This window comes from Aquimarina sp. KJ22-3, assembly GCF_055808215.1.
The window spans coordinates 1387862-1414379 of record NZ_CM147859.1 but is presented as its reverse complement, the minus strand read 5'-3'; the positions used below and the strand labels follow the sequence as shown (position 1 = coordinate 1414379).

Sequence of the window (26518 nt, the reverse complement as noted above, 5' to 3'; positions counted from 1 at the left end):
AGATCTCAATTGTAAAACTAAGCATCTATATTTGCATACACCGCATTTTTCTCTATAAATTCTCTACGTGGCGGTACCTCGTCTCCCATCAACATCGAGAAAATACGATCTGCTTCGGTAAGATTATCAATACTAACTTGACGCAGCGTTCGATATTCAGGATTCATAGTTGTATCCCATAATTGCTCTGCGTTCATCTCTCCAAGACCCTTATATCGCTGGATTTTGGAATTCTCACCAAACTCTCTAACAATTTGATCACGTTGATCATCATTCCATGCATACTGCTTTTTAGCTCCTTTTTTCACTAAGTATAGAGGTGGTGCCGCTATATATATATGTCCAGCTTCAATAAGCTCTTTCATATATCTGAAAAAGAATGTTAAAATCAAGGTAGAAATATGACTACCATCAACATCGGCATCACACATGATTACAATTTTGTGATATCGTAGTTTTGATAGGTTTAACGCTTTACTATCTTCTTCTGTTCCAATAGTTACTCCTAAAGCTGTAAAAATATTCTTGATTTCTTCATTCTCAAACACCTTATGATGCATCGCTTTTTCTACATTCAAGATTTTTCCACGAAGCGGAAGAATTGCCTGAAACATACGATCACGACCTTGTTTTGCAGTTCCACCTGCAGAATCACCCTCTACCAGGAACACTTCACACAATGCTGGATCTTGTTCAGAACAATCAGAAAGCTTTCCAGGAAGCCCTCCAATACTCATCACACTCTTACGTTGCACCATCTCACGAGCTTTCTTGGCTGCATGACGTGCTTGTGCTGCAAGAATTACTTTTTCTACAATAGTTTTAGCATCTGAAGGGTTTTCTTCCAGATAATTCTCAAGCATTTCAGAAACAGCTTGAGATACTGCAGAAGTCACCTCACGGTTACCTAATTTGGTTTTTGTTTGTCCTTCGAACTGAGGCTCAGCTACTTTTACCGAAACAATCGCAGTAAGTCCTTCTCGGAAATCATCACCAGAAATTTCGAATTTCAATTTATCGAGCATTCCAGAAGAATCTGCATATTTTTTTAGTGTAGACGTAAGTCCTCTCCTAAACCCTGAGAGATGAGTACCTCCTTCATGAGTATTAATATTATTCACATACGAATGAAGATTCTCTGCATATGAATCATTATAAATCATCGCCACTTCTACCGGAATATTGTTCTTTTCTCCTTCCATAGAAATTACATCTCCTATAATCGGGCTACGACTAGCATCAAGAAATCTTACAAATTCTTTTAGTCCTTCTTGAGAATGAAAAATTTCAGATACATTATTCCCTTCTTCATCCTGGTGACGCTTATCGGTTAAAGTGATCGTAATCCCCTTATTGAGGTATGCCAACTCGCGCATACGACTAGCAAGAGTATCATAATTATACTCCAAGGTCTGTTGGAAAATTGTTGGATCAGGTCTAAAGGTCACTATTGTACCATTAAAATCGGTATCACCTGTTGATTTTACCGGATACAAAGGTTTTCCTCTTTCATATTCTTGCTCCCATACTTTACCTTCTTTATGCACTATCGCGTGCAAGTGATCCGATAATGCGTTAACACAGGATACACCTACTCCATGCAGACCCCCAGAAACTTTATAGGAATCTTTATCAAATTTACCTCCCGCACCGATCTTGGTCATTACCACTTCTAGGGCAGAAACGCCTTCTTTTTTGTGTATCCCAACCGGAATCCCTCGCCCATTATCCTTGGTAGTAATGGAGTTATCTTCATTAATGGTTACATCGATGGTATCACAGTGTCCTGCCAACGCTTCATCGATAGAGTTATCCACAACCTCGTATACCAAATGGTGTAGTCCTCTTACTCCTACATCTCCAATATACATGGACGGACGCATCCTTACGTGCTCCATTCCCTCTAACGCCTGAATACTATCGGCGGAATAATTACTTTTCTTTTGTTCTTCGCTCATAAACCAGCTTTATTTTTATGATAATTTTGGTCAACGAACAAAGATAAAAAAACACTAAAAGGATAAAAGCCTTTTCACAAAGATGATTTAAAGAGTTATCAACAATTAGTTAAGATAAATACCAGAAAAACAAAAAAAGCTCTTAAAAACGATAAAAACACCCTTAAACGGGTTTTATAAAAATTTTAATATTTCTTTAAGTGCATTCCATTTATCCTCAAATGAGGATAAAAAATCCAGTTCGCAAGATAAAAAAAGCATTAGATATCTACGCTTACTCACTCATCTCTTACGAATACTCAGGCCTTATGAATAATTAACATTTTTTAGATTTTTTTAACCTGATGATTTGTACTAACCACAGGAAACATCAAGTTATGACTGCTGTAACAAAACACAAACCCGTAATTTAAACTTTAAAATGAAAACGAAAAACCTAATTAATTTAGCAAAGGTATCGCTATTTAGTCTGGGACTATTTATGACCTCCTGTTCTAACGAAAGCTTTGATGAATTACCAAACCCCGTAGGAGAACAACCTCAACTTATCGAAAAATTCTTTTTGGGAGAATCTATTCAGGTAGAAGACCTGGGAGAAGGATTGTATCTGCATGATGATGTGATCTTTACCGAAGATCAACTTACGGATACTGCTATAGATTTCAACAAATCTCCCGAACCTGGCTCAGACGAAGATCAAAAACTAGGCTTAGCCGGAGGGGTACGTAAATGGCCAAACAATACTGTCATCTATGTACTAGATAACAGTTTGACATCAAACCAAATACAAGTGACACTTAACTCTATGCAAGAGTGGTCTACAAAAACCAATGTTCGCTTTAAAGAAAGAACTAATGAGAACTATTATGTAACCATAAGAAATAATGGAAATACCTGTAATTGTGGTTCAGCAAATCTCGGTGTAATTGGGGATCGAGGAAGAATTAACATCGGAACAAGAACCAGTGAAGTAGTAATGATCCATGAGATCGGTCATACATTAGGATACATTCATGAGCAAAACCGATCTGATAGAGATGACCATGTAATCATTAGATTTGAAAACATTCAAGATGGAGCAGAAAGCCAGTTCAGAAAAAGTAATAGCGCACAATTGATTGGAGATTTTGATATTCAGTCTACAATGATGTACGGAGCTTTTACATTTAGTAAAAACGGTCAACCAACCATTACTCTTTTAGACGGTTCTACACACCCAAGAAGACAACCGAGATTATCTGCCGGAGATATTGCTGGCACCAATCAGGTATACCCTGGCGATGGTGGCGGTGGAGATGGTGGCGGAGATAATGACATCTGTGCCGGAGTTGAAGAATGGGTTCGAGGAAGACAATATAATGTTGGAGATAAAGTGACCTATCAAGGGTTCTTATACGAAAGAGATTTCACAAGATGGAATCGTATCGGGCAATGCGAAAACACCAATCCTAATCCTGCAGATATTTGCGAAGGAGTGGAACCTTATAACAGATCGACAAGATACTCACCAGGAGACGAAGTAACATACCAAGGGTTCTTGTATGAATTGCAGAGCAATTTTAGATGGGCAAACCAAGGAAGATGTGGAAACTAAACCAATTTCATTATATAATTAATTAATCAAAATAAAACCCTGAGAACTCACTTCTCAGGGTTTTATACTCTCAATTAAACTCAACTTTCAGCTAGCAAATAAACTGAATTCTTCAATTTCTTCTTATACAGCTTCTACAGACTCGTAAGCTTCTTCGTGCACGTTGGCTACGGCTCTTCCGCTAGGGTCATTCATATTTTTAAAGGCTTCATCCCATTCTAAAGCAATTTTGGTACTACAAGCTACCGATGCTTCCTGAGGCACGCTTAGGGCTGCTACATCGCTAGGAAAATGACTCTCGAATATCGAACGGTAGTAAAACTCTTCTTTATTTTGAGGGGTTTGTATAGGAAATCTAAAATGTGCATTTGCCATTTGCTCATCAGAAACTTCTCTTTCTACCACTTCTTTCAAAGTATCTATCCAGCTGTACCCTACTCCATCAGAAAACTGCTCTTTTTGTCTCCACGCTACACTTTCTGGCAAATAAGATTCGAAGGCTTTTCTTATTACCCATTTTTCCATTCTTTCGCCATTGATCATCTTATCTTGTGGATTAATTCGCATGGCTACATCCATAAATTCTTTATCCAAAAATGGAACACGCCCTTCGATTCCCCATGCTGCAAGAGATTTGTTAGCTCGTAAGCAATCATACATATGAAGCTTACTCAACTTACGCACCGTCTCTTCATGAAACTCCTGAGCATTGGGTGCTTTATGAAAGTACAAGTATCCTCCAAAGATTTCATCTGCACCTTCGCCAGACAATACCATTTTTACTCCCATAGATTTAATTACTCTCGCCATCAAATACATTGGCGTAGAGGCTCTAATGGTGGTTATATCATAGGTTTCCAGATTGTAGATCACATCTTTTATTGCATCTAATCCTTCCTGAATTGTAAATTTAATTTCATGATGCACAGTACCAATATGATCCGCTACTTTTTGGGCTGCAGCAAGATCAGGAGATCCTTCTAACCCAACAGAAAACGAGTGTAATCTTGGCCACCACGCTGCATCTGCATCATCAGACTCTATTCTTTTATCGGCATACTTCTTAGCAATTGCAGAAGTAACTGAAGAATCTAATCCTCCTGATAGTAAAACTCCATAAGGTACATCAGACATCAGTTGTCGATGAACCGCAGCTTCTAAAGCGTCTCTCACCTCATCAATACTGGTTTGGTTATCTTTTACCGCTTCATAATCTGTCCAATCTCTTACATACCATTTGGTTAACTCAGTATCCTTACTAAATAGGTAATGACCGGGAGAAAACAATTCAATTTTAGTACACACACCTTCCAGAGCTTTTAGTTCTGAAGCTACATAAAAAGTTCCGTTTTTATCCCATCCCATATATAAGGGTATGATCCCCATGTGATCACGAGCAACCATGTATAAGTCATTTTCTACATCATATAGTGCAAAAGCGAAAATACCATTAAGCTCATCTACAAAATCGGGTCCTTTTTCTTTATACAAAGCTAAAATCACTTCACAATCAGACTCCGTCTGGAAATTGTACTTACCTTCAAATTGTTTACGAAGTTCTCTGTGGTTATAAATCTCTCCATTGGCTGCCAAAATCAACTTCTTATCCTCACTAAACAATGGTTGCTTTCCTGATACAGGGTCTACTATCGCTAATCGCTCATGTGCTAAAATCGCCTTGTCGTTTGCGAAGATCCCGCTCCAATCCGGTCCTCTATGTCTTATTTTTTTTGACATTTCTAATAATTGAGGTCTTAACACCTCAGCATCTTGCTTTAAATCAAAAGCACAAACAATACCGCACATAATTTTTCTTTTTCTATTAATTGAGAGTTCAAATATGGCTTAATAGTTTAAAATTGTAAACACATACCACCCAAATAACATTAATATGAAACCAAAAAAATTATATATACACATAAATTGTAATAAAAAAATAGATTTTAGCCACAATTACTATCAAACTGTTATAGAAAACTTTTAACACAATTTATAGACTCGATTAACATTTAGCTTATAAGTTCGCATATATCTTTACGACTATATTGTTTTTAATAAAATTTGAATTATGAAAAAATCACTCTTACTAATTGCTATTATGTTTATTGGGGCATTATCTACTGTAAATGCTCAAAAATTTGCTGGATTACAAAAAAGTCCAACAGATATCGTTTATGCTAAAGCGGACAGAAGTGCTAAACCAGAAATTAAAGTTATTTATAGTAGACCTCAAAAAAAGGGAAGAACTATTTTTGGAGACTTAGTTAAATATGACAAGGTTTGGAGAACTGGTGCTGACGAAGCTACAGAAATCAAATTTTTCCAAGATGTAAAAATGGGAGACAAAACTGTAAAAGCAGGAACATACTCTTTGTTTACTATTCCTGGAGAAAAAGAATGGACGATCATTCTAAATTCTGATCTTGACAGCTGGGGAGCATATTCTTATGACAAAGGAAAGGATGCTGCCAGAATTACTGTACCAGCTTCATCGGGAGATGCTTTAGAAGTATTCTCTATTGCTTTCAAAAAAGTTGATAAAGGATATCATATGGTTATGGGTTGGGATGCAACTCGTGTAGAAGTACCTTTTTATATGTAATCCATTAGATTATATACAATAACGAATAAAAAAACAGCTTGATATCTCAAGCTGTTTTCTTTTTAATTTATGCCCTAAATTAATGATTTGGATTATCCTTTGCACATTAAGGATAATGATTTCTTTTTTCGCTTACCTATGGATTGCATGACTTGAAGCTCCAGGTAAGTCTCCTAGAAATTCCATTACAATTCTAAAGGTTAATCTGAATTTAGTGTAAAATAGCCCCATATTTCTATATTAAATTAACGTTAAACAAATATACCACTCAAATAATTGGCAATCAATAATTTTCAATATTTTTAGATATAACCGAATATTTTATCGACAACAAGCACAAAAAATTTTATTGACTATAATTTCCCCGGTTAACATTGTTGTTTTTTACAAGGAAAATGGGGTGAATTCCCCAAATTCCATAATTATTTATTTACAAAATCGTAATCTTCACTTCCCTCTATTCTCGAAAAAAATCGAAAATTCATTATCTATGAATTGCATTACTGCAAGCCGATGGCAATTGCTTCAAGAAATTCTTTAAAGCTTTCAAATCAATTACCAAAATACCGTAAAATAACTTCATAATCCTTTGATTTGTAATTTGTTATACAAAGATACTACCGTTGACTGTGGGGGTGAAAAAATTAACATTCATAAAGACGAGTTTTAGATATACTTCTATATACATCGCCGTTCTACATTATAAAACATTTTTAAAGTTAATTTTTGAAGAAATATCCTACGCAAACTAATAGATATTTAGGGGTATTTTCCCCTTAATGCTTCTTAAGCTTTTCTGTAAAACTTCTTCCTTCCCTCAACATATCGTTCTTTTACATCAAAATTGATGTAACGTATATAAATACTCTATAATTTGACAACCAAAAACATTTTAATTTTATAAAAAAAGAGACTACACCATTTGGGGATAGTCTCTTCATTATTTTTGTTTGTAAACTTTTTGTTTATTCTTAAAATCTGGCTTCTTACGAACTCCTAATGACGCATTGCATTACCAGAAGCTCCAGGAAGGTCTTTGATAAAACCTATAAAAGATTTTATACCCAACCAGATATTTCTAAAAAACTTATCCATGTGTGAATGATTTAGAATTTAACTGGTATTAAATTTAATTAATCCATTCGAGAATGTAAAGGATATTAAAAAGTATGTTTAGACTTTTTGATGAATCACACGATTGCTACGACAAGTGCATATCTATAAAAAAGATCCTACAAAAAAATATTGAATTTTCCTACAAAAAAAGAGGTTAGCAAAATACTAACCTCCTTAAATATAGTGCCTTAACCCATAGACATTAATAAGACTTATACCGTCTGATACAAATCTTATTATTATCTACGCATTGCATATTTTGATGCACTTGGTAACTCGCTGATAAAGCCCATTACCGATTTAACTTGTAGTCCAAAAATAGTGTAAAATTGTTTCATAGCCCTCTGATTTAAAAATAGTTATGTAAAGCTAACACTCAAAAAGATTGTTGTCAAGTTTGGTGTTAACTAAAACTTAAACTTTCGTTACAAAACTTAAAACAAGGGATAAAATACGTTTGTACAAGGAAACAGAAAAAATAAGAAGTAAGGTTTTTCTTTCGCGAGCCACATGCAGTTCAAGGGAAATTTCCCTTACAGCTATGGTTTTACCATAAACTTATAGTTATCAATTACTTGTATTTTCTTACAAAAAAAGGAAAACCGTAATTCTCTAGGATTTTTGTTATGGAATATTCAAATATTTATGAGTTTGTAAAGAAACTTTCCATTTAGGGTTTTTCATTACATAATCAACGATCAATGGAATCATCTTTTCTCTTACGCTCCATTCTGGTTGTAGATACAATATACAGTCTTCCGAAACTTTGGAAGCTTGCTCTTCTGCAAAAGCAAAATCACTTTTATTATAAACAATACACTTTAACTCATCAGCCAACGGATAAATCTCAGCTACCGGTAGTTTTACTTTTTTTGGTGAAAGACAAACCCAATCCCATTTACCACTTACTGGATAAGCCCCAGAAGTTTCGATATGTGTTTTTGCTCCTCCTTCTCTCAGTCCTTTGGTTAACAATGTCATATCCCATGTTAAAGGTTCTCCTCCTGTAACCACAACCACATCACTATACTTCAATGCAGTGTTTACTATAAGATCGGTTTGTGTAGGTGGATGAAGCTCTGCATTCCAGCTTTCCTTTACATCACACCAATGACATCCTACATCACATCCGCCTATACGAACAAAATAGGCAGCAGTACCTTTGTGGTACCCTTCGCCCTGAATCGTGTAGAACTCCTCCATCAAAGGAAGCATTTCTCCCAGATTTACTAATTCCTGTGTACTCTTTTGCATAAGGGTGCAAAGGTACACAACATAAAAGAATTATATCAAATTACTTGAATTGGATTATTGAAACACCTACTATTTTTTTACAGCGATGCACTCGATCTCTATCTTTGCTCCTACAGCAAGGTCTTTGGCAGCAAAAGTGGTTCGAGCTGGCTTTTGGGGAAAATAAGTCTTATAAATACTATTGAATGTAGAAAAATCCTTGATATCCGCCAGTATTACAGTACACTTCACCACATCTTTCATTTCCATATCGTGCTGTGCCAACACTGCTTTAATATTTTCCAGAGTTTGTTTGGTTTCTGCTTCTATACCTCCAGACACCAATTTGCGTGAAGTATGATCCATTCCTACCTGTCCCGATAAAAAATACATATTACCTACTTGTACCGCGTCCGAAAATGGAGCATTTGCCTTCTTAGGCTCATGAGTTTCATGAAAAATTACTGCTTGAGAGGTGTTAGTTTGACAGGCACAAAATAATACAGTCGTTAAAAATAAAAACATGATTTTTTTCATAGTAGTGTCTTAATATAGATGATGTAGCTCTTTAATTCTGATTAAAAATAGCGTATAATTTCAATAGAAAAGTTAAGATTCCTATTTTTATCAAAAATTACATCTACTATGAGCGATCATCAGGCATTTCTTGATCATATAAACCAAGGATATACAACTAAAGGAGATTATTTAACCGTGGGAGCCGCCATGCTGAATGGAGAAACAATTGGTGATGCTCATGTAAAAGTTCCTTTAAAAACCTTAAATCGCCATGGGTTAATCGCTGGTGCAACAGGTACGGGAAAAACAAAAACGTTACAAGTTCTGGCAGAAAACCTGAGCGAAAAAGGTATCCCAGTTTTATTGATGGATATCAAGGGTGATTTGAGTGGTATTGCTGCGGCAAGTGTAGGGCATCCTAAAATTGATGAACGCCATGAGAAAATAAAAATTCCTTTTGAAGCCAAAGATTTTCCAGTAGAAATACTTTCTTTATCAGAGCAAGATGGTGTTCGATTGAGAGCCACTATTAGCGAATTTGGACCAGTATTATTATCCAGAATTTTAGATGTAACCGAAACACAGGCAGGAATCATTTCGATCATTTTTAAGTATTGTGACGATAATAAACTTCCGCTTCTGGATCTAAAAGATCTCAAAAAAGTACTCCAATTTGCTACTCGTGAAGGTAAAAAAGAACTAGAAAAAGACTACGGTCGTATTTCTGCCGCTTCTACCGGATCCATTTTGAGAAAAATTGTAGAACTAGAACAACAAGGAGCTGATCTGTTTTTTGGAGAAAAATCTTTTGACGTTCAGGATCTGTGTCGAGTAGATGACAACGGTAGAGGAATTATCAACATTATTAGACTTACCGATATTCAGGATAGACCTAAGTTGTTCTCTACATTTATGTTGAGTTTACTAGCCGAAATTTATGGTACTTTTCCGGAACAAGGGGACAGCGACAGACCAGAATTAGTCATTTTCCTGGACGAGGCACACTTAATTTTTAAACAAGCCTCAAATGCCTTAATGGACCAAATCGAAAGTATTGTAAAGCTAATTCGATCCAAAGGTGTGGGGCTGTATTTCGTAACGCAAAACCCGACCGATGTCCCTGACGGAGTTCTGGGGCAATTAGGTTTGAAGGTGCAGCATGCGCTTCGTGCCTTTACTGCTAAAGACAGAAAAGCAATCAAACTTACCGCAGAAAACTACCCGATCTCAGAATTCTATGATACCAAAGAAATATTGACTTCTTTGGGAATTGGTGAAGCCCTGGTATCTGCTCTTGATGAAAAAGGGCGACCTTCGCCACTGGCTGCAACCATGCTTAGAGCACCAATGAGTAGAATGGATATATTATCCCCTGCCGAGCTGAAAGCACTGCTAAAAAAATCGGAGCTAAGCAGTAAGTATAATGAAGAAATTGATCGGGAAAGCGCTTATGAATTACTAAACGAAAAAATTGAAAAAGCGGAAGCTGAAGAAGCCAAAGCCGCTGCAAAAAAAGAAAGAGAAAAGCTAAAAAGAAGTTCTTCGAGTTCTCGCTCTGGCAGTAGAAGATCTAGCGCGACCGAAAAAGCAGTAATAAAAGTATTAACCAGCGCTACTTTTATTAGAGGAGCTTTGGGAGTATTAAATAAGTTATTGAAATAATTTACGTTAACAATACATAATTATTCAATTCACACAATTATGACTACTAAATATTTTGGAATCATCATATTTCTAATGCTTTTGACCTCATGTCAAAAAGAATCCCAACCAGACCCGTTTGAAATTGCTAAAAACAGAGTGGGGTTGCTCACCAATGAGATACAGTTGAATCAATTAGATTCGATTTTTGGCAATGATTCTATTGTTAACCGTAAAGCAGGAAACCAATTTTTGAGCAAATCCAACGAAATTGAAATTTATGAAAAAGGAGGTGCAAAACTTTTGGTACTCGAAGCCAAAAACGAATCAGATCCAACTTCAACTATAGAAAATATACAAGTTATAGACGCCAGATATAAAACGGCTTCTGGCTTATCTTCGGGAAGTACTTTCAAAAGTATTAAGGATAATTATACTATTTCAAAAATCAATAACACTTTAAGCACAGCAGTTATCTTTGTGGATAGCATTCAGGCCTATTTCACCATTGATAAAAAAGAATTACCTGTAACGTTTCAAAACTCGACGGACGCCAAAATTACGGTTTCAGACATCCCTGATACTGCAAAGATTAAGCATTTCTGGATTAGTTGGAGCGAACATTAAAATTATAGAATGAGTAAAAAATATCATATTCAAAAAACACCATTTGTTGTTCCTACTACCGACGGGAAGCTTATCGAAGAGCATTTTGGAAGGGCTACCGATGGTAATTCTCAAATTAGCATTGCGCATATGGTTGCTCCCCCAGGATGGAGTGAACCTTTTCAAACACCAGAATTTGATGAATACACTTATATCATAAGAGGTAAGAAACAGTTTACCATCGAAGGCGAAAAGGTAATACTGCATTCGGGACAATCCATCAAAATTGAAAAAAATACAAGAATTCAATATGCTAACCCATTTGATGAAGAATGTGAGTATATTGCCATTTGTCTTCCTGCTTTTTCTATGGAAGCTGTACATCGAGAAGATGAATGAGAGAAAAATTTAAAAAATACGCACCTTTACTCATTGGAAAATATCTCCAGTTATTATTCTTTTTCTCTCCCAAAAAGGCATTACATAAGGCCTACGTCCTATTTTGTACTCCTCGAAAAGGTAAAGTATTACCAGAACAAGAAGATTTTCTTGATGAAGCAGAAGATGCTGTTATTGCCGTAGAAGACATTTATGTACAGTCTTACAGATGGGCCAACATGGGAGAAACTATTCTTGTGGTACACGGATGGGAAAGCAATACTCATCGTTGGAAACGAATCATAGAGAAATTACACCAACAAGGGTATAACGTGGTTGCTTTTGATGCTCCCGCACATGGATATTCTAGCGGAAAAATACTGAGCGTTCCTTTTTACACCCAATGCCTTCAAAAGATGGTCGAATTGTATCGCCCTGATCATATTATGGGGCATTCGGTAGGTGGTATGACAACACTTTATCATCAGTACGTATATCCTGATCAAGAGATCAATAAACTCATTATTCTAGCACCACCTTCAGATTTAGAAAGAATCATGGGACAGTTTCAAGGAATACTTCGTTTATCTTCAAAATTCATGAAAGCTTTGGATGACTTTTTTAAAAACAAATATGGATTTTATTTCGAAGAGTTTTCGGTTTCAAAATTTGCAACATCCATAGATAAAAAAGGATTACTTATTCATGACAAGTATGACGACATAGCTCCTTATAATGAAGCCGTTGCTATTTCTCAAAGTTGGAAAGGATCACAGTTTATCACTACCGAAAATTATGGTCACTCTTTATTTTACGAAGAAGTAGACGATATGATTATTACTTTTCTAAAAAGCTAAACATCTTTTTGATACAAAGCCAAAATCCGACCGGTAATAGAATTTAATAATTACCTTTGCCGTGTGGAAAATGCTAAACTTACCAGACTAAATAAATATTTGAGCGAAGTAGGATATTGCTCTCGCCGTGAAGCTGATAAATTAATTGAGCAAGGTAGAGTTACTATCAACGGGAAAGTGCCGGAGATGGGAACCAAGGTGGCTGTAGATGATGAAGTTCGCGTGGATGGTGATCTTATAACAGAACCTAAAGAAAAACATGTATATCTTGCCTTCAATAAACCGGTAGGGATTGTTTGTACCACCGCTCAAAATGAAAAGGACAACATTATTGATTTTATCAATTATCCGAAACGTATTTTCCCAATTGGTCGTCTCGACAAACCCAGTGAAGGTCTAATTTTTCTTACTAGTGATGGAGATATTGTAAATAAGATCCTAAGAGCCCGTAACAATCACGAAAAAGAGTACATAGTTACCGTCAATAAATTGATCAATCCTCAATTTATCAAACGCATGGGAAATGGTATTCCTATTTTGGATACAGTTACTCGAAAATGCGAGGTAGAACAGATTAGCAAGTTTACTTTTAGAATTGTACTTACACAGGGGCTTAATCGACAAATTAGAAGGATGTGCGAATATCTGGGCTATGATGTAGTATCCCTGAAAAGAATCCGAATCATGAATATTACTCTGGATGTTCCTGTCGGAAAGTGGAGATATTTTACAGAAGAGGAACTGCAACACATTAACAAAGATGTAGGGGATTCTAGCAAAACAGAAGAAGCCTCAAAATTTGAGGAAAACAAAGAGCGATCAAGGCCAAAACGAAATATCGATCGTAAAAACAATACTTCTGCTGCTTCCAAAAGAAATACTTCCAGCGACCATAGGAGAAAACGCAGAAGAAATAGCCGTTAACAAAATCCTAATTTTCTGATTCCTCAAAACAATTTGCTGATAAATTAAGTAAATTACTCATCTGTGCACTTAAAATGCTAACTGATGAAACATCTAATCACACTACTATTTATTGGTTTGATTTCTATTGTTTGCTGGGGGCAATATGAAAATGAACCCTCTGAAGCCTATCCATTTGGAAAACCTCATCCCAATGCACCTAAAGAAATTATGGATTTCCAACCGATGATCGGGATTTGTGATTGTACCTCGATAACCCGAAACAAAGATCAATCCTGGGCAGCTCCCAATACAATGACTTGGGAATTTAAATATATAATGAACGGAATGGCTGTTCAGGATGAAACACTAAAAGAAGATGGGAAACATTCTGGTAGTATTCGTCAATTTATCCAGGATAGTAGCAAATGGTACGTGCATTATTATTCTTCTAGTGGTCCTACTCCGGTGCTCTCTGCCTGGGAAGGAAACAAAAAAGATGATAGAATCATTTTGTACAAAGAACAAAAAGCTCCTAATGGAATGGAGGGATATTACAAGATCAATTTTTATGATATTACCGAAGAGGGATTTAAATGGTTAGGAGAATGGGTAAATACCAATGAGTCCTTTTCTTATCCCACCTGGAAAATTGATTGTATAAAGAGAAAGGATACTGAGAAGGTATCTGATGAAGACCAAATCCGCAATGCTGCAAAATCTTTTTCCGCTGCGTATTTAAAAAAAGATTTTGAAGCTATTGCGAATGCGTATACCAAAGATGCCAAAATATTTCCCAATAACACGCCTATTATCAAAGGATATGAAGCCATCAAAAAGCGATGGTCTGGGGGTGCCGACAGTTACACTCCTATTGCACACGAAATCATTCCCGAAGAAATCGTGATTTTGAATAATACAGCCCATGATTATGGGATTTACAAAGGGAAAAACAAAAGAGCGGATGGTACCGAAATTAGTTATCAAGGCAAATACGTGGTGGTATGGAAAAAAGAAAACAACCAGTGGAAAATGTACCTTGATATCTGGAATACTATCAAAGATTAACACAAATACTTCAATTTTTACTATGAATCATACTTTATCTCCTTTTCATCTAGCCATCCCTGTAGACGATTTACAGAAAGCCAGAAAATTTTATAATGATATTTTTGAATTAGAAGAAGGCCGTAGTAGCGATCATTGGGTGGACTTCAATTTTTTTGGACATCAGTTAGTGATACACTATAAGCCAAAATCTGAGGAAGAAAAAGCGCATAGCAATCGGGTTGATGGTAAAGACGTTCCTGTACCTCATTTTGGAATCATTCTAGAGTGGGATGTTTGGGAAAACCTAGCCAAAATGTTAGCTTCCAAGAATATCACTTTTGTTATCGAACCCTACATTCGTTTTGAAGGAGAAGTAGGAGAACAAGCTACCATGTTCTTGTATGATCCTTGTGGAAATGCTTTAGAGTTCAAAGCCTTTAAACATAAAGAGCAAATTTTTGCCAAATAAAGGTAAACAAAACAAAAAAGCAGGTTAAAAATGATAAAAAACTACAACTTTTTAGCAATTCATTCAAAAATGTTAAAGAATTGCTAAAAAATCTCACTATATTCTGCCCTTATTCAACAAGAACAAAAAAAGAATGGATTTTACCAACCCCTTAGTCTATGGAGTACCCTGCTTCTTAGGATTGATTTTATTAGAGCTAACCTACAGCAAAACGCATGATCACAGTAAAAAAGATCTGTATGAATGGAAAGATCTAGGAGCCAGTTTGTTTATGGGTGTAGGATCTGCATTACTTGCTCCACTGATCAAAACTATTTCGGCTATTGTTATTTTCAACTATGTGTATGACTTTTTTAATCCACTGGTTGATGGTGTACGAACTAATATTATGGGATGGGAGTCCTTTGGATATGCCTGGTATGTTTGGTTAGTCTGTCAATTACTCGATGATTTTACCTACTACTGGTTTCATAGACAAAATCATATGGTTAGAGCACTTTGGGCCGCACATATTGTCCATCATTCGTCCGATAATTTTAATTTGGGTACCGCTGTGCGCAATGGGTGGTTTACTATTTTGTACAAACCCTTATTCTATATGTGGCTGCCGGCAATAGGTTTTCCTCCAGAAATGGTAGTGGTGTGTTTAGGAATTGAAGCTTTATGGCAATTCCAACTGCATTCAGTATACATCCCTAAGCTTGGTTTTTTGGAAAAGATATTCAACACGCATACGATGCATCAAGTACACCATGCCAAAAATGTGGAATACATGGATAAGAACCACGGAGGGTTTCTCAATATTTTTGACAAAATGTTTAATACCTGGAAAGAATTAGACGAAAATATCGACGTACAATATGGAGTAACACATGCGCCTAACTCCTACAACCCATGGGTGATACTTACTCATGAATATAGAGACATCTGGAACGACACCAAAAAATCCAAAAACTGGTATCATAAATTCATGTATATTTTTGGTCCTCCGGGATGGAGTCACGACGGAAGTACGCTTACTGTAAAAGAAATGCAACGAGAACTTGAACTTCAAAAGAAACAAGCTTCACCAAAAAAGGAAGTAATTCGAGAAAAAGCGAGTCATAAAAACCTTGAAAAAGTAGAAATATGAATTATCAAGAAATAGTAGATCAGCAACGTAATTTTTTTAATACGAATGCAACCAAAAATATTTCTTTCAGAATTCAAGAGTTAAAAAGATTAAAAAACGTTTTAAAACAAAACGAAACGCTACTTTATCAAGCTATATATCAGGATTTCAAAAAATCCGAATTTGAAACCTACCTTACAGAGCTATCAATTATTTATCATGAAATTGATCTCGCACTGGTAAAGATTAAAAAATGGGCAAAAAAGAAAAGAGCCTCTACCGGTTTGGCTAACCTTCCGGGTAAGAGCTATATTATTCCCGAACCTTATGGTACTGTTCTGGTCATCGGTGCCTGGAATTACCCGTACCAATTATCTCTTTGCCCAGCAATAGCAGCGATTGCTGCGGGATGTACTGTAGTTTTAAAACCAAGTGAAGTGCCTTCCCGAACTTCTGAAGTAATGGCGCAGTTAATCAATCAAAATTTTGATCCAAAACTGTTTAAAGTTGTAGAAGGTAGCGTAAAAGAAACCACAGCATTACTAGAGATTCGTTTTGATAAAATATTTTTTACCGGCAGTGTTCCTGTGGGAAAGATTGTATATCAAGCTGCCGCAAAACACCTAACACCGGTCACTTTGGAGTTAGGAGGAAAAAGTCCTGCTATAATCACAAAGGATGTAAATATCGATATGACGGCTAAGCGATTAGTTTGGGCAAAATATCTTAATGCCGGGCAAACCTGTATTGCTCCAGATTACGTTTTGGTCGATGCCACTATAAAAGACAAATTCTTAGCAGCAATCAAAAAGTATATCGAAAAATCAGATTATCACGTCGATAACGATAACTATACTCAAATCATTAACGAAAAAAATCTGGATCGTCTTAATGACCTCATCAACGAAGACAAAATCTTTATAGGAGGTAAAGGAAACAAAGAAGAAAGAGTAATTCCTCCTACTGTTTTAACTGATGTCGTATATACAGACAAGGTAATGCAAGAAGAAATCTTTGGCCCTATTATGCCCATACTCACTTTTGATACTATCGATGAAGCTATAGAGCGTGTCAAGACATTTGAGAAACCGTTATCTTTTTATGTATTCACCAAAAATAGCACAACCAGAAAAAGAATCTTAAATGAAATTTCTTTTGGTGGTGGCGCCGTAAATGATGCTGTGATGCATTTTACCGAACAGACACTTCCTTTTGGAGGTGTTGGAGAAAGCGGTATCGGGACCTATCATGGCAAATACGGTTTTGAAGCTTTTTCTCATTACAAAAGTGTGCTTCAAAAGCCATTTTGGGTAGAACTAGACCTAAAATATGCTCCGTATAGCAGCAAGAAATTAAAGTGGCTAAAGCGTCTTGTGGGTTAGCGGGTTGCCTTTACCGAAAATAAAAGCGGATAGAGTTTCTCACTCATTTCAAACATCCCCTCTTTATTCTTTATAAGATTTGGAAAAATTTCATAAGGAGATACATCGTGCTCTTGCAGATACTCAATCTTTAAACCAGCTTTGATTAAAGATGAAATGACTTCGCCTAATCCATGATTCCACCCGTACTCTTTACTGATCATACTAGAATCAGTATCGGCATACGTTCCTTGATACTCCTCATAAATCGCTTCCTTTTGATGGTATCCATATCGTATCACAGGTTCTTTTTCGAGATAATCAAACATCCATACAATAGGATGAAATTCTACCAAATAAAAGGTTCCTCCAGGCCGTAAACGTTCTGCAATCATGCTTGCCCAAGGTTGTAAATCGGGAAGCCAACCAATCACTCCATAACTTGTAAATACAATATCAAACACTTCTTTGACATGCGATGAAGTATCTAATACATTACAACATACAAATGAAGCATCTAGTTCTAGTTCTGAAGTTAATTTTCTGGCCAATTCGATGGCATTTTCAGAAATATCTACCCCCGTACACCTAGCTCCCATCCTACTCCAGCTCAACGTATCTTGCCCAAAATGACATTGAAGATGTAATAGCGATTTTCCAGAAACATCTCCTAATGCATCGATTTCAAATTGGTTTAACGAAGTTGCTCCTTTTTTGAACCCCTCCATATCATAAAATGCACTACCCGCATGAATATTTACTTTTTCATTCCAGGTTTGTCTATTGGTTTCAAAATACTTGTCAAATGTATCCGACATGATTGCTTGAATTTTATATTTTATTGGTTGTTGTCTCCCAAAAGCGATACGGGCAAACTTGTGATTGTACTTACTTTTTCAGTAGTTTTGAGTTTTTAGTATCAACTCACATTGCAATATACCATGAATCACTATACCTTACAAGACCTTACCACTATGCCATCCAGATTTAGAGCAAATCTAATCAATAGTTGTACTGGTTATAAATCTTGTAATCTACTAGGTACCAAAGGAAAAGACAACAACACTAATGTAGCCATCTTTAATTCTATCATTCATATTGGTAGTAATCCTCCAATGTTGGGTTTTGTACTACGACCTACTACGGTTCCCAGGAACACCTATAAAAACATTAAAGAAACCGGGTTCTTTACCGTAAATCAGGTCCATAAAGATTTCATTAAAGATGCTCATCATACTGCAGCAAAATACGAAGCAGACGTTTCTGAGTTTGACAAAACCGGCCTTAATGAAGCCTATATTGACGATTTTTTTGCTCCTTATGTACAAAACAGTCCTATACAGCTAGGATGTAAATACATTAATGAATACCATATCAAAGAAAATGATACTTTATTAATAATTGGGGGGATTGAACACATATACATGGACGAAAAAATCATTCATCCTGATGGTTGGGTGCAACTGGACAAAGCTGAAACAGTATCATGTATCGGCTTGGATGGTTATGCATTACCACAGGTATTGGATAGATTTCAATATGCAAAACCTAACGAAGAAACACGATCTCTTTTAAAAGAGCAATAAGTATCTTTCTTTACTAAAATTTACAATTCTATTTCAAATGAAATACTTGCTCACAGACCAAGAAACCGAAAGATTACGATTTCGGTTATTACAAGACAATGATTTTGATGAGTGGACCAACTTATTCAAAGAGGATCACGTAGCAGAGTTCTTAGGCTTGGATCCCAAATTATCTCCTTCTCAGCTTTGTCAAGCATGGTATGACAAAACCAATAATAGATATGACAAACAATTAGGAGGAATGAATGTACTGATTGATAAAAAAACTGATCGATTTGTTGGACAAAGTGGGTTATTAGTACAAACCATAGATAACGAAGAAAGGCTCGAGGTTGGATATTCTATACTACCAGAGTTTTGGAAACAAGGATACGCCTACGAAGCTGCTTTGAAATGTAAGAATTATGCTTTTGAAAACAACTTTGCGGATTCGCTGGTTTCTGTAATACATTTCGACAACATTGGTTCTGAAAAAGTAGCTCTCAAAAACGGAATGACTTTCGAAAAAATAACAGACGAAGTTTTCAACGTTTTCAGTATTACCAAACAAGTCTGGATGGACCAAAAACGGTAGTTCAAAAGAATTTCGCATCTTAGTACTTCGCTAAACTTTATTAAGTCAATCATGAAAGCTAAACTATTTGTACTTCTCACTCTAATACTTAGTTCGCTACATATTAGTGCACAAGATTTTACGCAACAAGTAAAAAAATTCATCACGGTCGACTCTTCATTAGTAGCAATCACTAATGTTTCGATTATAGATGGCACAGGTGCTCCCGAAAAATCAAACCAAACGATCATCATTAAAAATGGAATTATTGATGCCGTAGGAGATAGTGACTCCATAAAAATCCCAGAAAACGCTCTGGCAATTGACGGGACTAATAAAACAGTCATTCCAGGTTTAGTAATGCTCCATGAGCACATGTTTTATCCTAAACCTTTTGAAAATTGGTTTAGTGTTGGACAAATGACCTTCACCTTTCCCAGGTTATACCTTGCGGGCGGAGTTACCACCATGAGAACAGCTGGAAGTATCCAACCGGAAACCGATCTTAACGTAAAAAAATGGATCAATGAAGGTAAAATGACTGGGCCAAAAATGGACGTTACCGGTCCTTTTATAGAACGTGAAGGATATCAAATACCTGAACTTGGTTTTATCAATGGGACAAGTGATGTCGCCAAATTGGTTAATTATTGGGCAGATAGAGGCGTTACTTCTTTTAAGGTTTACAATCATATCACCGAAGAAGATTTAAAAACTTGTGTTACTGAAGCCCATAAAAGAGGATTAAAAGTAACTGGGCATTTGTGTTCTTTGACGCATCGCGAAGCTTCAAATATTGGTATAGATAATTTGGAACACGGATTTATGGTGTCCAGCGATTTTGTAAAGGATAAAGAAGAAAATCACTGCGATCCTTTTGTAGCTCGCAAAGCTTTGGATCAGGCTCCTCTAGACGACCCAAGAATACACTCACTTATCGACCTCTTAATCAAAAATAAAACAGCAATAACCACCACTCCTGTGGTTTTCGAACCATTTACTGGTCATGAAGTAGTACCAGGAGGAGGTCTAAAAGCTTTGGCACCTCAATTTCAGGAAAAAATACAGGAACGCTATGATCGAGTTGTAAACAAAGATTCTTCGGCGATTAAGCGATTTGAAAAAAACCTAAAATGGCTCAAACAATTCAATGACAAAGGAGGTCTTTTGGTTGCTGGAACCGACCCTACAGGTGCTGGAAGAACAGTAGCTGGATACGCGAATCAGCGTACTGTAGAAATACTGGTAGAATCAGGTTTTAGTATCGAAGAGGCTATCAAAATATGTTCTTTAAATGGTGCTATTTATCTAGAAAGACAAAAAGATATTGGCACTGTCGAAAAAGGAAAAAAAGCAGATCTGGTTCTTATAAATGGCAGCCTGAAACAAAACCCTAAGAATATCCGAGAAATGGAAATTGTTTTTAAAGACGGATTCGGTTATGATTCAAAAAAAATGTTTGAATCCGTTCAAGGAATGGTAGGATTAAACTAAACATCTATTTTTTAAACAGTCAATCTCTATAGATTTAGAATTCTTTATAAAGATTAACAATAAATTATTACATCCATACTGTAATGAGAAGGGTAAAAATCCGACCTTTATAGTATGATCAAAGAGTTTAGAGAATTTTCAACCACAGCCTTACTCAATGTAGCCAACGAAGAAATCCTTCAACCCTTTAAGCAATCTAAAGTTATTGGGTTGTATACTTTTATATGGGTGAAGAATTCCAAGGCTGTATTTGAGATTGATGGTATCGATGTTACCGTGGATGAAAACAATATTGTTGTCTTAACTCCTAATCAGTTTTTTAAATATATCAGTGGTTCCGATCTCATTATATATCAATTTAATCGGGAATTCTATTGTATCAAAGATCACGATAAAGAAGTAAGTTGCATGGGAGTTTTGTTCTATGGTAACAGTATAATCCCTACTATACATCTGGACCAAAAGGAACAGGACAAACTAGAATTATTTCATAACATCTTCCTAGAAGAGCTGGATACAGTAGATACCATACAAGCTGAAATGCTTCGTATGTTGATGGCTAGGTTTATCATCACCACCACGCGTCTAATCAAACAACAAAACGATTTTAGCGCGGTTGATGATCAAATAGATCTAATCAGACAATTTAATGCATTGGTTGAATTTCACTTTAGAGAAGAACATTCGGTAGGTTTTTATGCCGATAAGCTGTTTAAGTCTCCAAAGACCTTATCCAACAATTTTGCAAAGTTTGAAAAAAGTCCATTACAGATTATTCATGATCGCATCGTTTTAGAAGCTAAGCGTTTGTTAATTTATACGGATAAAACTGCTAAAGAGATTGCCTACGAACTTGGTTTTGATGATGCATCTCATTTGAGCAGAATGTTTAAAAAACACACCTCTTTTTCTCCATCTGAGTTCAAAAAACAATTAAAACCTGAACCAGCGTAGGGAAAAATTGACAAGCTTTAAGGAATTAGAGCTATGTCATTATTTTAGTTTTTGCCCCAATTTTGTATCACAATCAAAAACAACCACCGAAATAGTTCGGGTAAAAAATAAAAGTCATGAAGAATTCAATACAACATATCAGATTTGTCATTACTACTCTTCTTGTAATGACCATAACTATTAGCAGTGCTCAAGTAACTTACGAAGATGAATTGGAAACGGTATACTTAAATGACCAAAAAGAGGAAGTAGTATACACCAACGACTTCAGTAACTATAACAAAGAGATCATTGCAAAGAATGAAATTCATTTTGTGTCCGCAATTAGAGACGCCAAGCAAAATAACGACTATTTATTGTTCCTTTCTGAAAGAAGTAACCTAGAAATTTTAAATATTGCTTATTTAAAAACATTACGTAAAGGAGCAAACAGAAGTGTTGACGTTGAGGCTTTTGCAGATTTCCTAAGAGATCGCCTTCCTGAGTTAATCCAACAATTTCAAAAAGATAAAAATCTTGAACAATTGTATATTATCTCTAGAAAGAATACTTTTAATGGGAAAATAGATGCATTACCTAGTGTTTTATAAACACAGGGAAGCAAAAAAAGTAAACACAAACTCTACAAATGAAAAAAATGTTACCCCTATTGCTGCGAATTATCGTGGCAATAATTTTGATTCAAACCCTCAGGTTTAAATTTACCGCACACCCCGACAGTGTCTATATTTTTACCAAGGTTGGCTTAGAACCTTATGGAAGAATTGGCACCGGAATTACAGAACTTATTGCTGGTATTTTGTTGCTTATTCCAAAAACCACATGGATCGGCGCGATGTTAACGCTGGGAATAATTGGTGGTGCGATAATGATGCATTTGACCAAATTAGGCATTGAAATTAATAATGATGGCGGTGTTCTTTTTATTACCGCAGTAATTACGTTCGTGCTAAGCGGTGTCATACTTTGGATCAACAGAAAAGATGTGAAATTCTTTTAAAGAATCACCATTAAAACGATTTTATTACAAACCTCTGCAAAGCAGAGGTTTTTTTATGTTCGGGAAATATTGACAAGTCTTAGGGAAGAACCAACATTTTATTACCTCCTTGTATACCTCATCTTTGTACTGTTAATTTAAATCAATAATCAAATGAGAATTCAAAATAAATCAATCTTTAATCTTATAGAGATTTTCAGACAAGGAAGAAAGCAAATTATTAATTCGATAAGCCCTAAAACACATTGTGAACAAAAAGGGATTCATGATTTTTATTGTGATGCCGAAAAGCCTTTTGTCAAAAATTAATTCTTAAAAAACAACAAGGGAAATTTTGACAAGTAGTCGGGAAAAACGAACATTTTTTTGCTACGCATATTGAATGACCTTTGTTTCATATTACAAACGACAATAAAATATATTATCAACACACACTGATCTAAATATTAGATTATCAAAAAAATTCAAAAATTATGAGCACATTTAATGTACCAACCAGAGAAGAAGTAAGCGCTAACAACCAAGCGATATTCGACAATTTAAATAAAGCACTAGGTTTTGTACCTAATCTATATGCAACTTACGCACATAGTGATACTGCACTAGAAAACTACTTAAACTTTTCTAATGCAAAGACTTCACTTTCTGCCAAAGAGAAAGAAGTAGTAAACTTAGCCGTAAGTCAAGTAAACGAGTGTATTTACTGTTTATCTGCACATACAGCGATAGGAAAAATGAACGGTTTTACAGACGAGCAAATCCTTGAGCTAAGAGCTGGTAGTGCCTCTTTTGACGCAAAATTAGATGCGTTAGCAAAGTTAGCTAAGAACGTTACAGAAAACAGAGGTAGAGCAGATCAACAAGTAGTAGAAAACTTCTTGGCAGCTGGATACACAAAAGGAAGCCTTATCGATACTATTGTTTTGGTAGGAGATAAAACCATATCAAACTATATCCATAGTACTACACAAGTTCCTGTAGACTTTCCAGTTGCGCAACCACTAGAAACTACAACAATATAAGTAGTAACCACTAGAGTTACCCCAAACATAAAACTACCTGAAAAGGAGAATACAAATAACCAACCCTCCTTTTCAGGTCTATAAAACAAAAAAATCAATAATCATTTATATTAATCATTTTTAAAACTATGAAAAATTTAATCACATTATTCACATTCATTTTAGCAATTACCTTTACTGCGCAAGCACAAGATGTTAAAACTGTTGCTCTAGAGCAAACCAAAGGAGAGTTCACCCAAAAAGAGATCAAACTATCCGAAGGTAGTTATGTATTTAACATCTCAAACAACAATGCTGGTACTGATGTTGGATTTGTATTAGTTCCTGCTGGAAAAGACGCTGCAGATGCTAAAAATCACATCAAAGAAGCTTATGTAACCAAAGTAGTTGGTGAAGGAAAGACAGAGAGTTCAAACACCGTTACGTTGAAGAAAGGTACTTATACTTACTTCTGTCCGCTAAATAAAACTCCACAATACACATTGACTGTAGAGTAGATTTCATATATATCAAATTCTAAAACCTTGTTAATCTAGATTAACAAGGTTTTTCTTTTTATATTTTTGCCAGAAAATGAACAAACATGAGATATTTATCAATTTTATTGTTATTTACTATTCTTCTTTCTGGTTGTAAAAATGAAACCAAGAAAACCGATGTATATGAAGATGATGTAGAAGTAAGAGATCCAAAACCTGCACAGACTACTAGCAAGCCCAAAATATATTCGACTACAGAATCCATTGCATTAGCCAATGGTTTAAACCAATGGGATAAAGTAAGGGAAATAAAATTTACATTTAATGTGGATCGTGACACCGTTCATTACGAGCGCTCATGGAGTTGGAAACCAAAAGAAGATTTGGTGACCATGACCACTGCCAAAGACACTATCACTTATAACACTACCAAAATAGATAGTACAAATCAAAAAGCAGATCAAAGTTTTATCAATGATAAATATTGGTTACTAGCTCCTTTCAATTTGGTTTGGGACAAAAAGAGTTTTGCAACCAAACACTATGTGACCTCGATTGCTCCTATTAGCGGAAAAGAAATGCAAAAACTAACCGTTATTTATCGAAATCAAGGAGGATATACGCCTGGAGATGCTTATGATTTTTATTTTGAAGGAGATTTTGTGATCAAAGAATGGGTGTTTAGACAACAGAATAGCGAAGAACCTTCTTTGATTACCTCTTGGGAGGATTATGAAACTTTTGAAGGTATTAAAATAGCCAAAACCCATAAAAGAAATGAAGGGAATTGGACATTGTCCTTCTCTAATATTGAAGTGCTAACCGAATAGAATTATCAAAGAGCTGTTTATTTCTTTATCAAAAAAGACGTTGCAAAAGATACTGCAGCAAACAACAGTAATGCCAGAAAACTAAGTCGTAGGGAAGACATATCTGCCAAGAAACCTAGTAAAACAGGACCAACCAGAAAACCTACAAAACCTGATCCGGCGATAGCAGAAACACCTTGAGAAGCTTCGATATTTTCGGCTCGACCTCCTATTCGGAATAACTCGGGAACAATCACCGAAAAACCAAGTCCAACAAATCCAAAGCCAGTAATGGCAATTATTGGATCGACTAGCAATACCATAACAAAACCTAATCCTCCTACAAAAGTACCAAGAGTAATAGTACGTTTTGCACCAAGATTGGTGCTAATCGCGTCTCCTAAAAACCTCCCTAACGCCATGGTTGCAGAAAAGGCGGTGTACCCAAACCCAGTCCAGGAAATTTTGGCTTTTGACACCTTCTCAAGGTAGAGAGCACTCCAATCTACAATTGCTCCTTCTGAAGCCATGATACAAAACCCTATTAAAATGAGTCCAAACAAAGGGATAAAATGACGAATATTAAAAGAGAGCTCTTCAACTTCTTTAGAGACGATATGAATATAGTTTCGAACCAGCAGCGCATTGACAATAATCATGATTCCTACCACAACTAGAACATGATAGAGCGGATAAGTAACCGAAGTCAAAAAGAAGGTCCCAATCCCTGCACTAATCATTCCTCCCAGACTAAAAAAGCCATGATTGGCAGACATAATATATACTCCATCCTCTTTTTCTACCTCAGTAACCAAAGTATTCATGGCTATGTCTGTAAAACCCGAAAAAATCCCCACAAAAAACATCACAAAGCACAGCATATAAAATGAAGATGCAACAAATAATAATGGGAACACCAAAAGCAATCCCAAAATACCATAGGCCGTCGCTTTTCCAACATATAGTTTTTTGATAATCCCTGGAGCACTAAGTAACATCGTTATTGTACCCAATGCCATAAAGAAAATGGCAACCCCCAAAGTTCCTTCGTCAATGTCCAACTTATTTTTAATAGTAGGTATGTATATGGCCCAGGTACCAAACAAAATATTTATGGTAGAAAACACCACTGCTGGTGCCAAATACCTTGATCTACTACACAATAAAAAAAGTGAGTTCATACCTTGAGATTAACTATCTCAAAATTACAAACATAAATCAGA

27 protein-coding genes are annotated in these 26518 nt (G+C 35.8%); 21 read left to right on the top strand and 6 right to left on the bottom strand.

From position 1 onward, the window contains the following. Positions 1–17: 17 nt before the first annotated feature. A complete protein-coding gene (gene gyrB, locus AC0L3Q_RS06190) occupies positions 18–1958 on the bottom strand; it encodes a DNA topoisomerase (ATP-hydrolyzing) subunit B (protein WP_473285781.1) in 1941 nt (646 codons plus the stop codon). Between the two features lie 421 nt (positions 1959–2379). On the opposite strand from gyrB, the gene AC0L3Q_RS06185 reads away from it, so the two are divergent. Further along, a complete protein-coding gene (locus tag AC0L3Q_RS06185) occupies positions 2380–3552 on the top strand; it encodes a M12 family metallopeptidase (RefSeq protein WP_473285780.1) in 1173 nt (390 codons plus the stop codon). 123 nt (positions 3553–3675) lie between these two features. On the opposite strand, the gene asnB is transcribed toward AC0L3Q_RS06185, so the two are convergent. Then, a complete protein-coding gene (gene asnB, locus AC0L3Q_RS06180) occupies positions 3676–5358 on the bottom strand; it encodes an asparagine synthase B (protein ID WP_473285779.1) in 1683 nt (560 codons plus the stop codon). Between the two features lie 262 nt (positions 5359–5620). Here asnB and AC0L3Q_RS06175 point away from each other — a divergent pair, with 262 nt between their 5' ends. Continuing rightward, on the top strand, positions 5621–6154 hold the full coding sequence (locus AC0L3Q_RS06175) for a DUF2911 domain-containing protein (RefSeq protein ID WP_473285778.1): 534 nt from the start codon (positions 5621–5623) through the stop codon (positions 6152–6154). Positions 6155–7894: 1740 nt separating this feature from the next. Here the strand turns inward: AC0L3Q_RS06175 and AC0L3Q_RS06170 are convergent. Both AC0L3Q_RS06170 and AC0L3Q_RS06165 read right to left on the bottom strand, forming a co-directional pair. Beyond that, on the bottom strand, positions 7895–8524 hold the full coding sequence (locus tag AC0L3Q_RS06170) for a 7-carboxy-7-deazaguanine synthase QueE (RefSeq protein ID WP_473285777.1): 630 nt from the start codon (positions 8522–8524) through the stop codon (positions 7895–7897). A 69-nt stretch (positions 8525–8593) separates the two neighbouring features. Beyond that, positions 8594–9040, bottom strand: coding sequence for a RidA family protein (locus AC0L3Q_RS06165; protein WP_473285776.1), 447 nt, complete (start codon positions 9038–9040; stop codon positions 8594–8596). A gap of 108 nt (positions 9041–9148) precedes the next feature. Between AC0L3Q_RS06165 and AC0L3Q_RS06160 the strand changes: the two genes are divergently transcribed. From AC0L3Q_RS06160 to AC0L3Q_RS06120, 9 genes are all read left to right on the top strand, one after another. Next, complete coding sequence (locus AC0L3Q_RS06160) at positions 9149–10684, top strand: helicase HerA-like domain-containing protein (protein ID WP_473285775.1); 1536 nt, start codon at positions 9149–9151, stop codon at positions 10682–10684. Positions 10685–10723: 39 nt separating this feature from the next. Continuing rightward, on the top strand, positions 10724–11290 hold the full coding sequence (locus AC0L3Q_RS06155) for a hypothetical protein (protein ID WP_473285774.1): 567 nt from the start codon (positions 10724–10726) through the stop codon (positions 11288–11290). Positions 11291–11299: 9 nt separating this feature from the next. Further along, entirely contained in the window at positions 11300–11668 is a 369-nt protein-coding gene (locus AC0L3Q_RS06150; RefSeq protein WP_473285773.1) for a cupin domain-containing protein, read from the top strand. After that, positions 11665–12504, top strand: a complete 840-nt coding sequence (locus AC0L3Q_RS06145) for an alpha/beta hydrolase (protein WP_473285772.1) — start codon at positions 11665–11667, stop codon at positions 12502–12504. The genes AC0L3Q_RS06150 and AC0L3Q_RS06145 overlap by 4 nt, the downstream gene beginning before the upstream one ends. A 63-nt stretch (positions 12505–12567) precedes the next feature. After that, positions 12568–13428: a 23S rRNA pseudouridine(2604) synthase RluF gene (gene rluF / locus AC0L3Q_RS06140; protein WP_473285771.1), complete on the top strand. Its 861-nt coding sequence runs from the start codon at positions 12568–12570 to the stop codon at positions 13426–13428. An 84-nt stretch (positions 13429–13512) separates the two neighbouring features. Further along, positions 13513–14475, top strand: coding sequence for a YybH family protein (locus AC0L3Q_RS06135; protein WP_473285770.1), 963 nt, complete (start codon positions 13513–13515; stop codon positions 14473–14475). A gap of 22 nt (positions 14476–14497) precedes the next feature. Next, complete coding sequence (locus AC0L3Q_RS06130) at positions 14498–14926, top strand: VOC family protein (protein ID WP_473285769.1); 429 nt, start codon at positions 14498–14500, stop codon at positions 14924–14926. Between the two features lie 133 nt (positions 14927–15059). After that, positions 15060–16058, top strand: coding sequence for a sterol desaturase family protein (locus tag AC0L3Q_RS06125; RefSeq protein ID WP_073320985.1), 999 nt, complete (start codon positions 15060–15062; stop codon positions 16056–16058). After that, on the top strand, positions 16055–17419 hold the full coding sequence (locus AC0L3Q_RS06120; RefSeq protein ID WP_473285768.1) for an aldehyde dehydrogenase: 1365 nt from the start codon (positions 16055–16057) through the stop codon (positions 17417–17419). Before AC0L3Q_RS06125 ends, AC0L3Q_RS06120 begins: the two co-directional genes overlap by 4 nt. Here AC0L3Q_RS06120 and AC0L3Q_RS06115 read toward each other — a convergent pair. After that, positions 17416–18216, bottom strand: coding sequence for a class I SAM-dependent methyltransferase (locus AC0L3Q_RS06115; RefSeq protein ID WP_473285767.1), 801 nt, complete (start codon positions 18214–18216; stop codon positions 17416–17418). The genes AC0L3Q_RS06120 and AC0L3Q_RS06115 overlap by 4 nt on opposite strands. 123 nt (positions 18217–18339) lie before the next feature. Here AC0L3Q_RS06115 and AC0L3Q_RS06110 point away from each other — a divergent pair, with 123 nt between their 5' ends. From AC0L3Q_RS06110 to AC0L3Q_RS06065, 10 genes are all read left to right on the top strand, one after another. After that, complete coding sequence (locus tag AC0L3Q_RS06110) at positions 18340–18984, top strand: flavin reductase family protein (protein ID WP_473285766.1); 645 nt, start codon at positions 18340–18342, stop codon at positions 18982–18984. A 37-nt stretch (positions 18985–19021) separates the two neighbouring features. After that, positions 19022–19558: a GNAT family N-acetyltransferase gene (locus tag AC0L3Q_RS06105; protein ID WP_473285765.1), complete on the top strand. Its 537-nt coding sequence runs from the start codon at positions 19022–19024 to the stop codon at positions 19556–19558. 51 nt (positions 19559–19609) lie between these two features. Beyond that, positions 19610–21031: an amidohydrolase family protein gene (locus AC0L3Q_RS06100; RefSeq protein ID WP_473285764.1), complete on the top strand. Its 1422-nt coding sequence runs from the start codon at positions 19610–19612 to the stop codon at positions 21029–21031. 114 nt (positions 21032–21145) lie between these two features. Then, positions 21146–21985: a helix-turn-helix domain-containing protein gene (locus tag AC0L3Q_RS06095; protein WP_473285763.1), complete on the top strand. Its 840-nt coding sequence runs from the start codon at positions 21146–21148 to the stop codon at positions 21983–21985. Between the two features lie 116 nt (positions 21986–22101). Next, the gene (locus tag AC0L3Q_RS06090; RefSeq protein WP_473285762.1) at positions 22102–22575 is read left to right on the top strand and encodes a hypothetical protein; all 474 of its coding nucleotides are present in this window, start codon (positions 22102–22104) and stop codon (positions 22573–22575) included. 38 nt (positions 22576–22613) lie between these two features. Next, positions 22614–22985 carry a DoxX family membrane protein gene (locus AC0L3Q_RS06085; RefSeq protein WP_073320959.1) on the top strand — a complete coding sequence of 124 codons (372 nt, stop codon included), beginning with the start codon at positions 22614–22616 and terminating at the stop codon, positions 22983–22985. A gap of 153 nt (positions 22986–23138) precedes the next feature. Beyond that, the gene (locus tag AC0L3Q_RS06080; protein WP_170864653.1) at positions 23139–23294 is read left to right on the top strand and encodes a hypothetical protein; all 156 of its coding nucleotides are present in this window, start codon (positions 23139–23141) and stop codon (positions 23292–23294) included. Positions 23295–23458: 164 nt separating this feature from the next. Beyond that, positions 23459–24007, top strand: coding sequence for a carboxymuconolactone decarboxylase family protein (locus tag AC0L3Q_RS06075; protein ID WP_073320956.1), 549 nt, complete (start codon positions 23459–23461; stop codon positions 24005–24007). A gap of 128 nt (positions 24008–24135) precedes the next feature. Next, a complete protein-coding gene (locus AC0L3Q_RS06070; protein WP_473285761.1) occupies positions 24136–24504 on the top strand; it encodes a cupredoxin domain-containing protein in 369 nt (122 codons plus the stop codon). 86 nt (positions 24505–24590) lie between these two features. After that, entirely contained in the window at positions 24591–25316 is a 726-nt protein-coding gene (locus AC0L3Q_RS06065; protein ID WP_473285760.1) for a hypothetical protein, read from the top strand. Positions 25317–25333: 17 nt separating this feature from the next. Here AC0L3Q_RS06065 and AC0L3Q_RS06060 read toward each other — a convergent pair whose 3' ends face one another. Then, on the bottom strand, positions 25334–26476 hold the full coding sequence (locus AC0L3Q_RS06060; protein ID WP_473285759.1) for an MFS transporter: 1143 nt from the start codon (positions 26474–26476) through the stop codon (positions 25334–25336). Positions 26477–26518 lie beyond the last annotated feature (42 nt).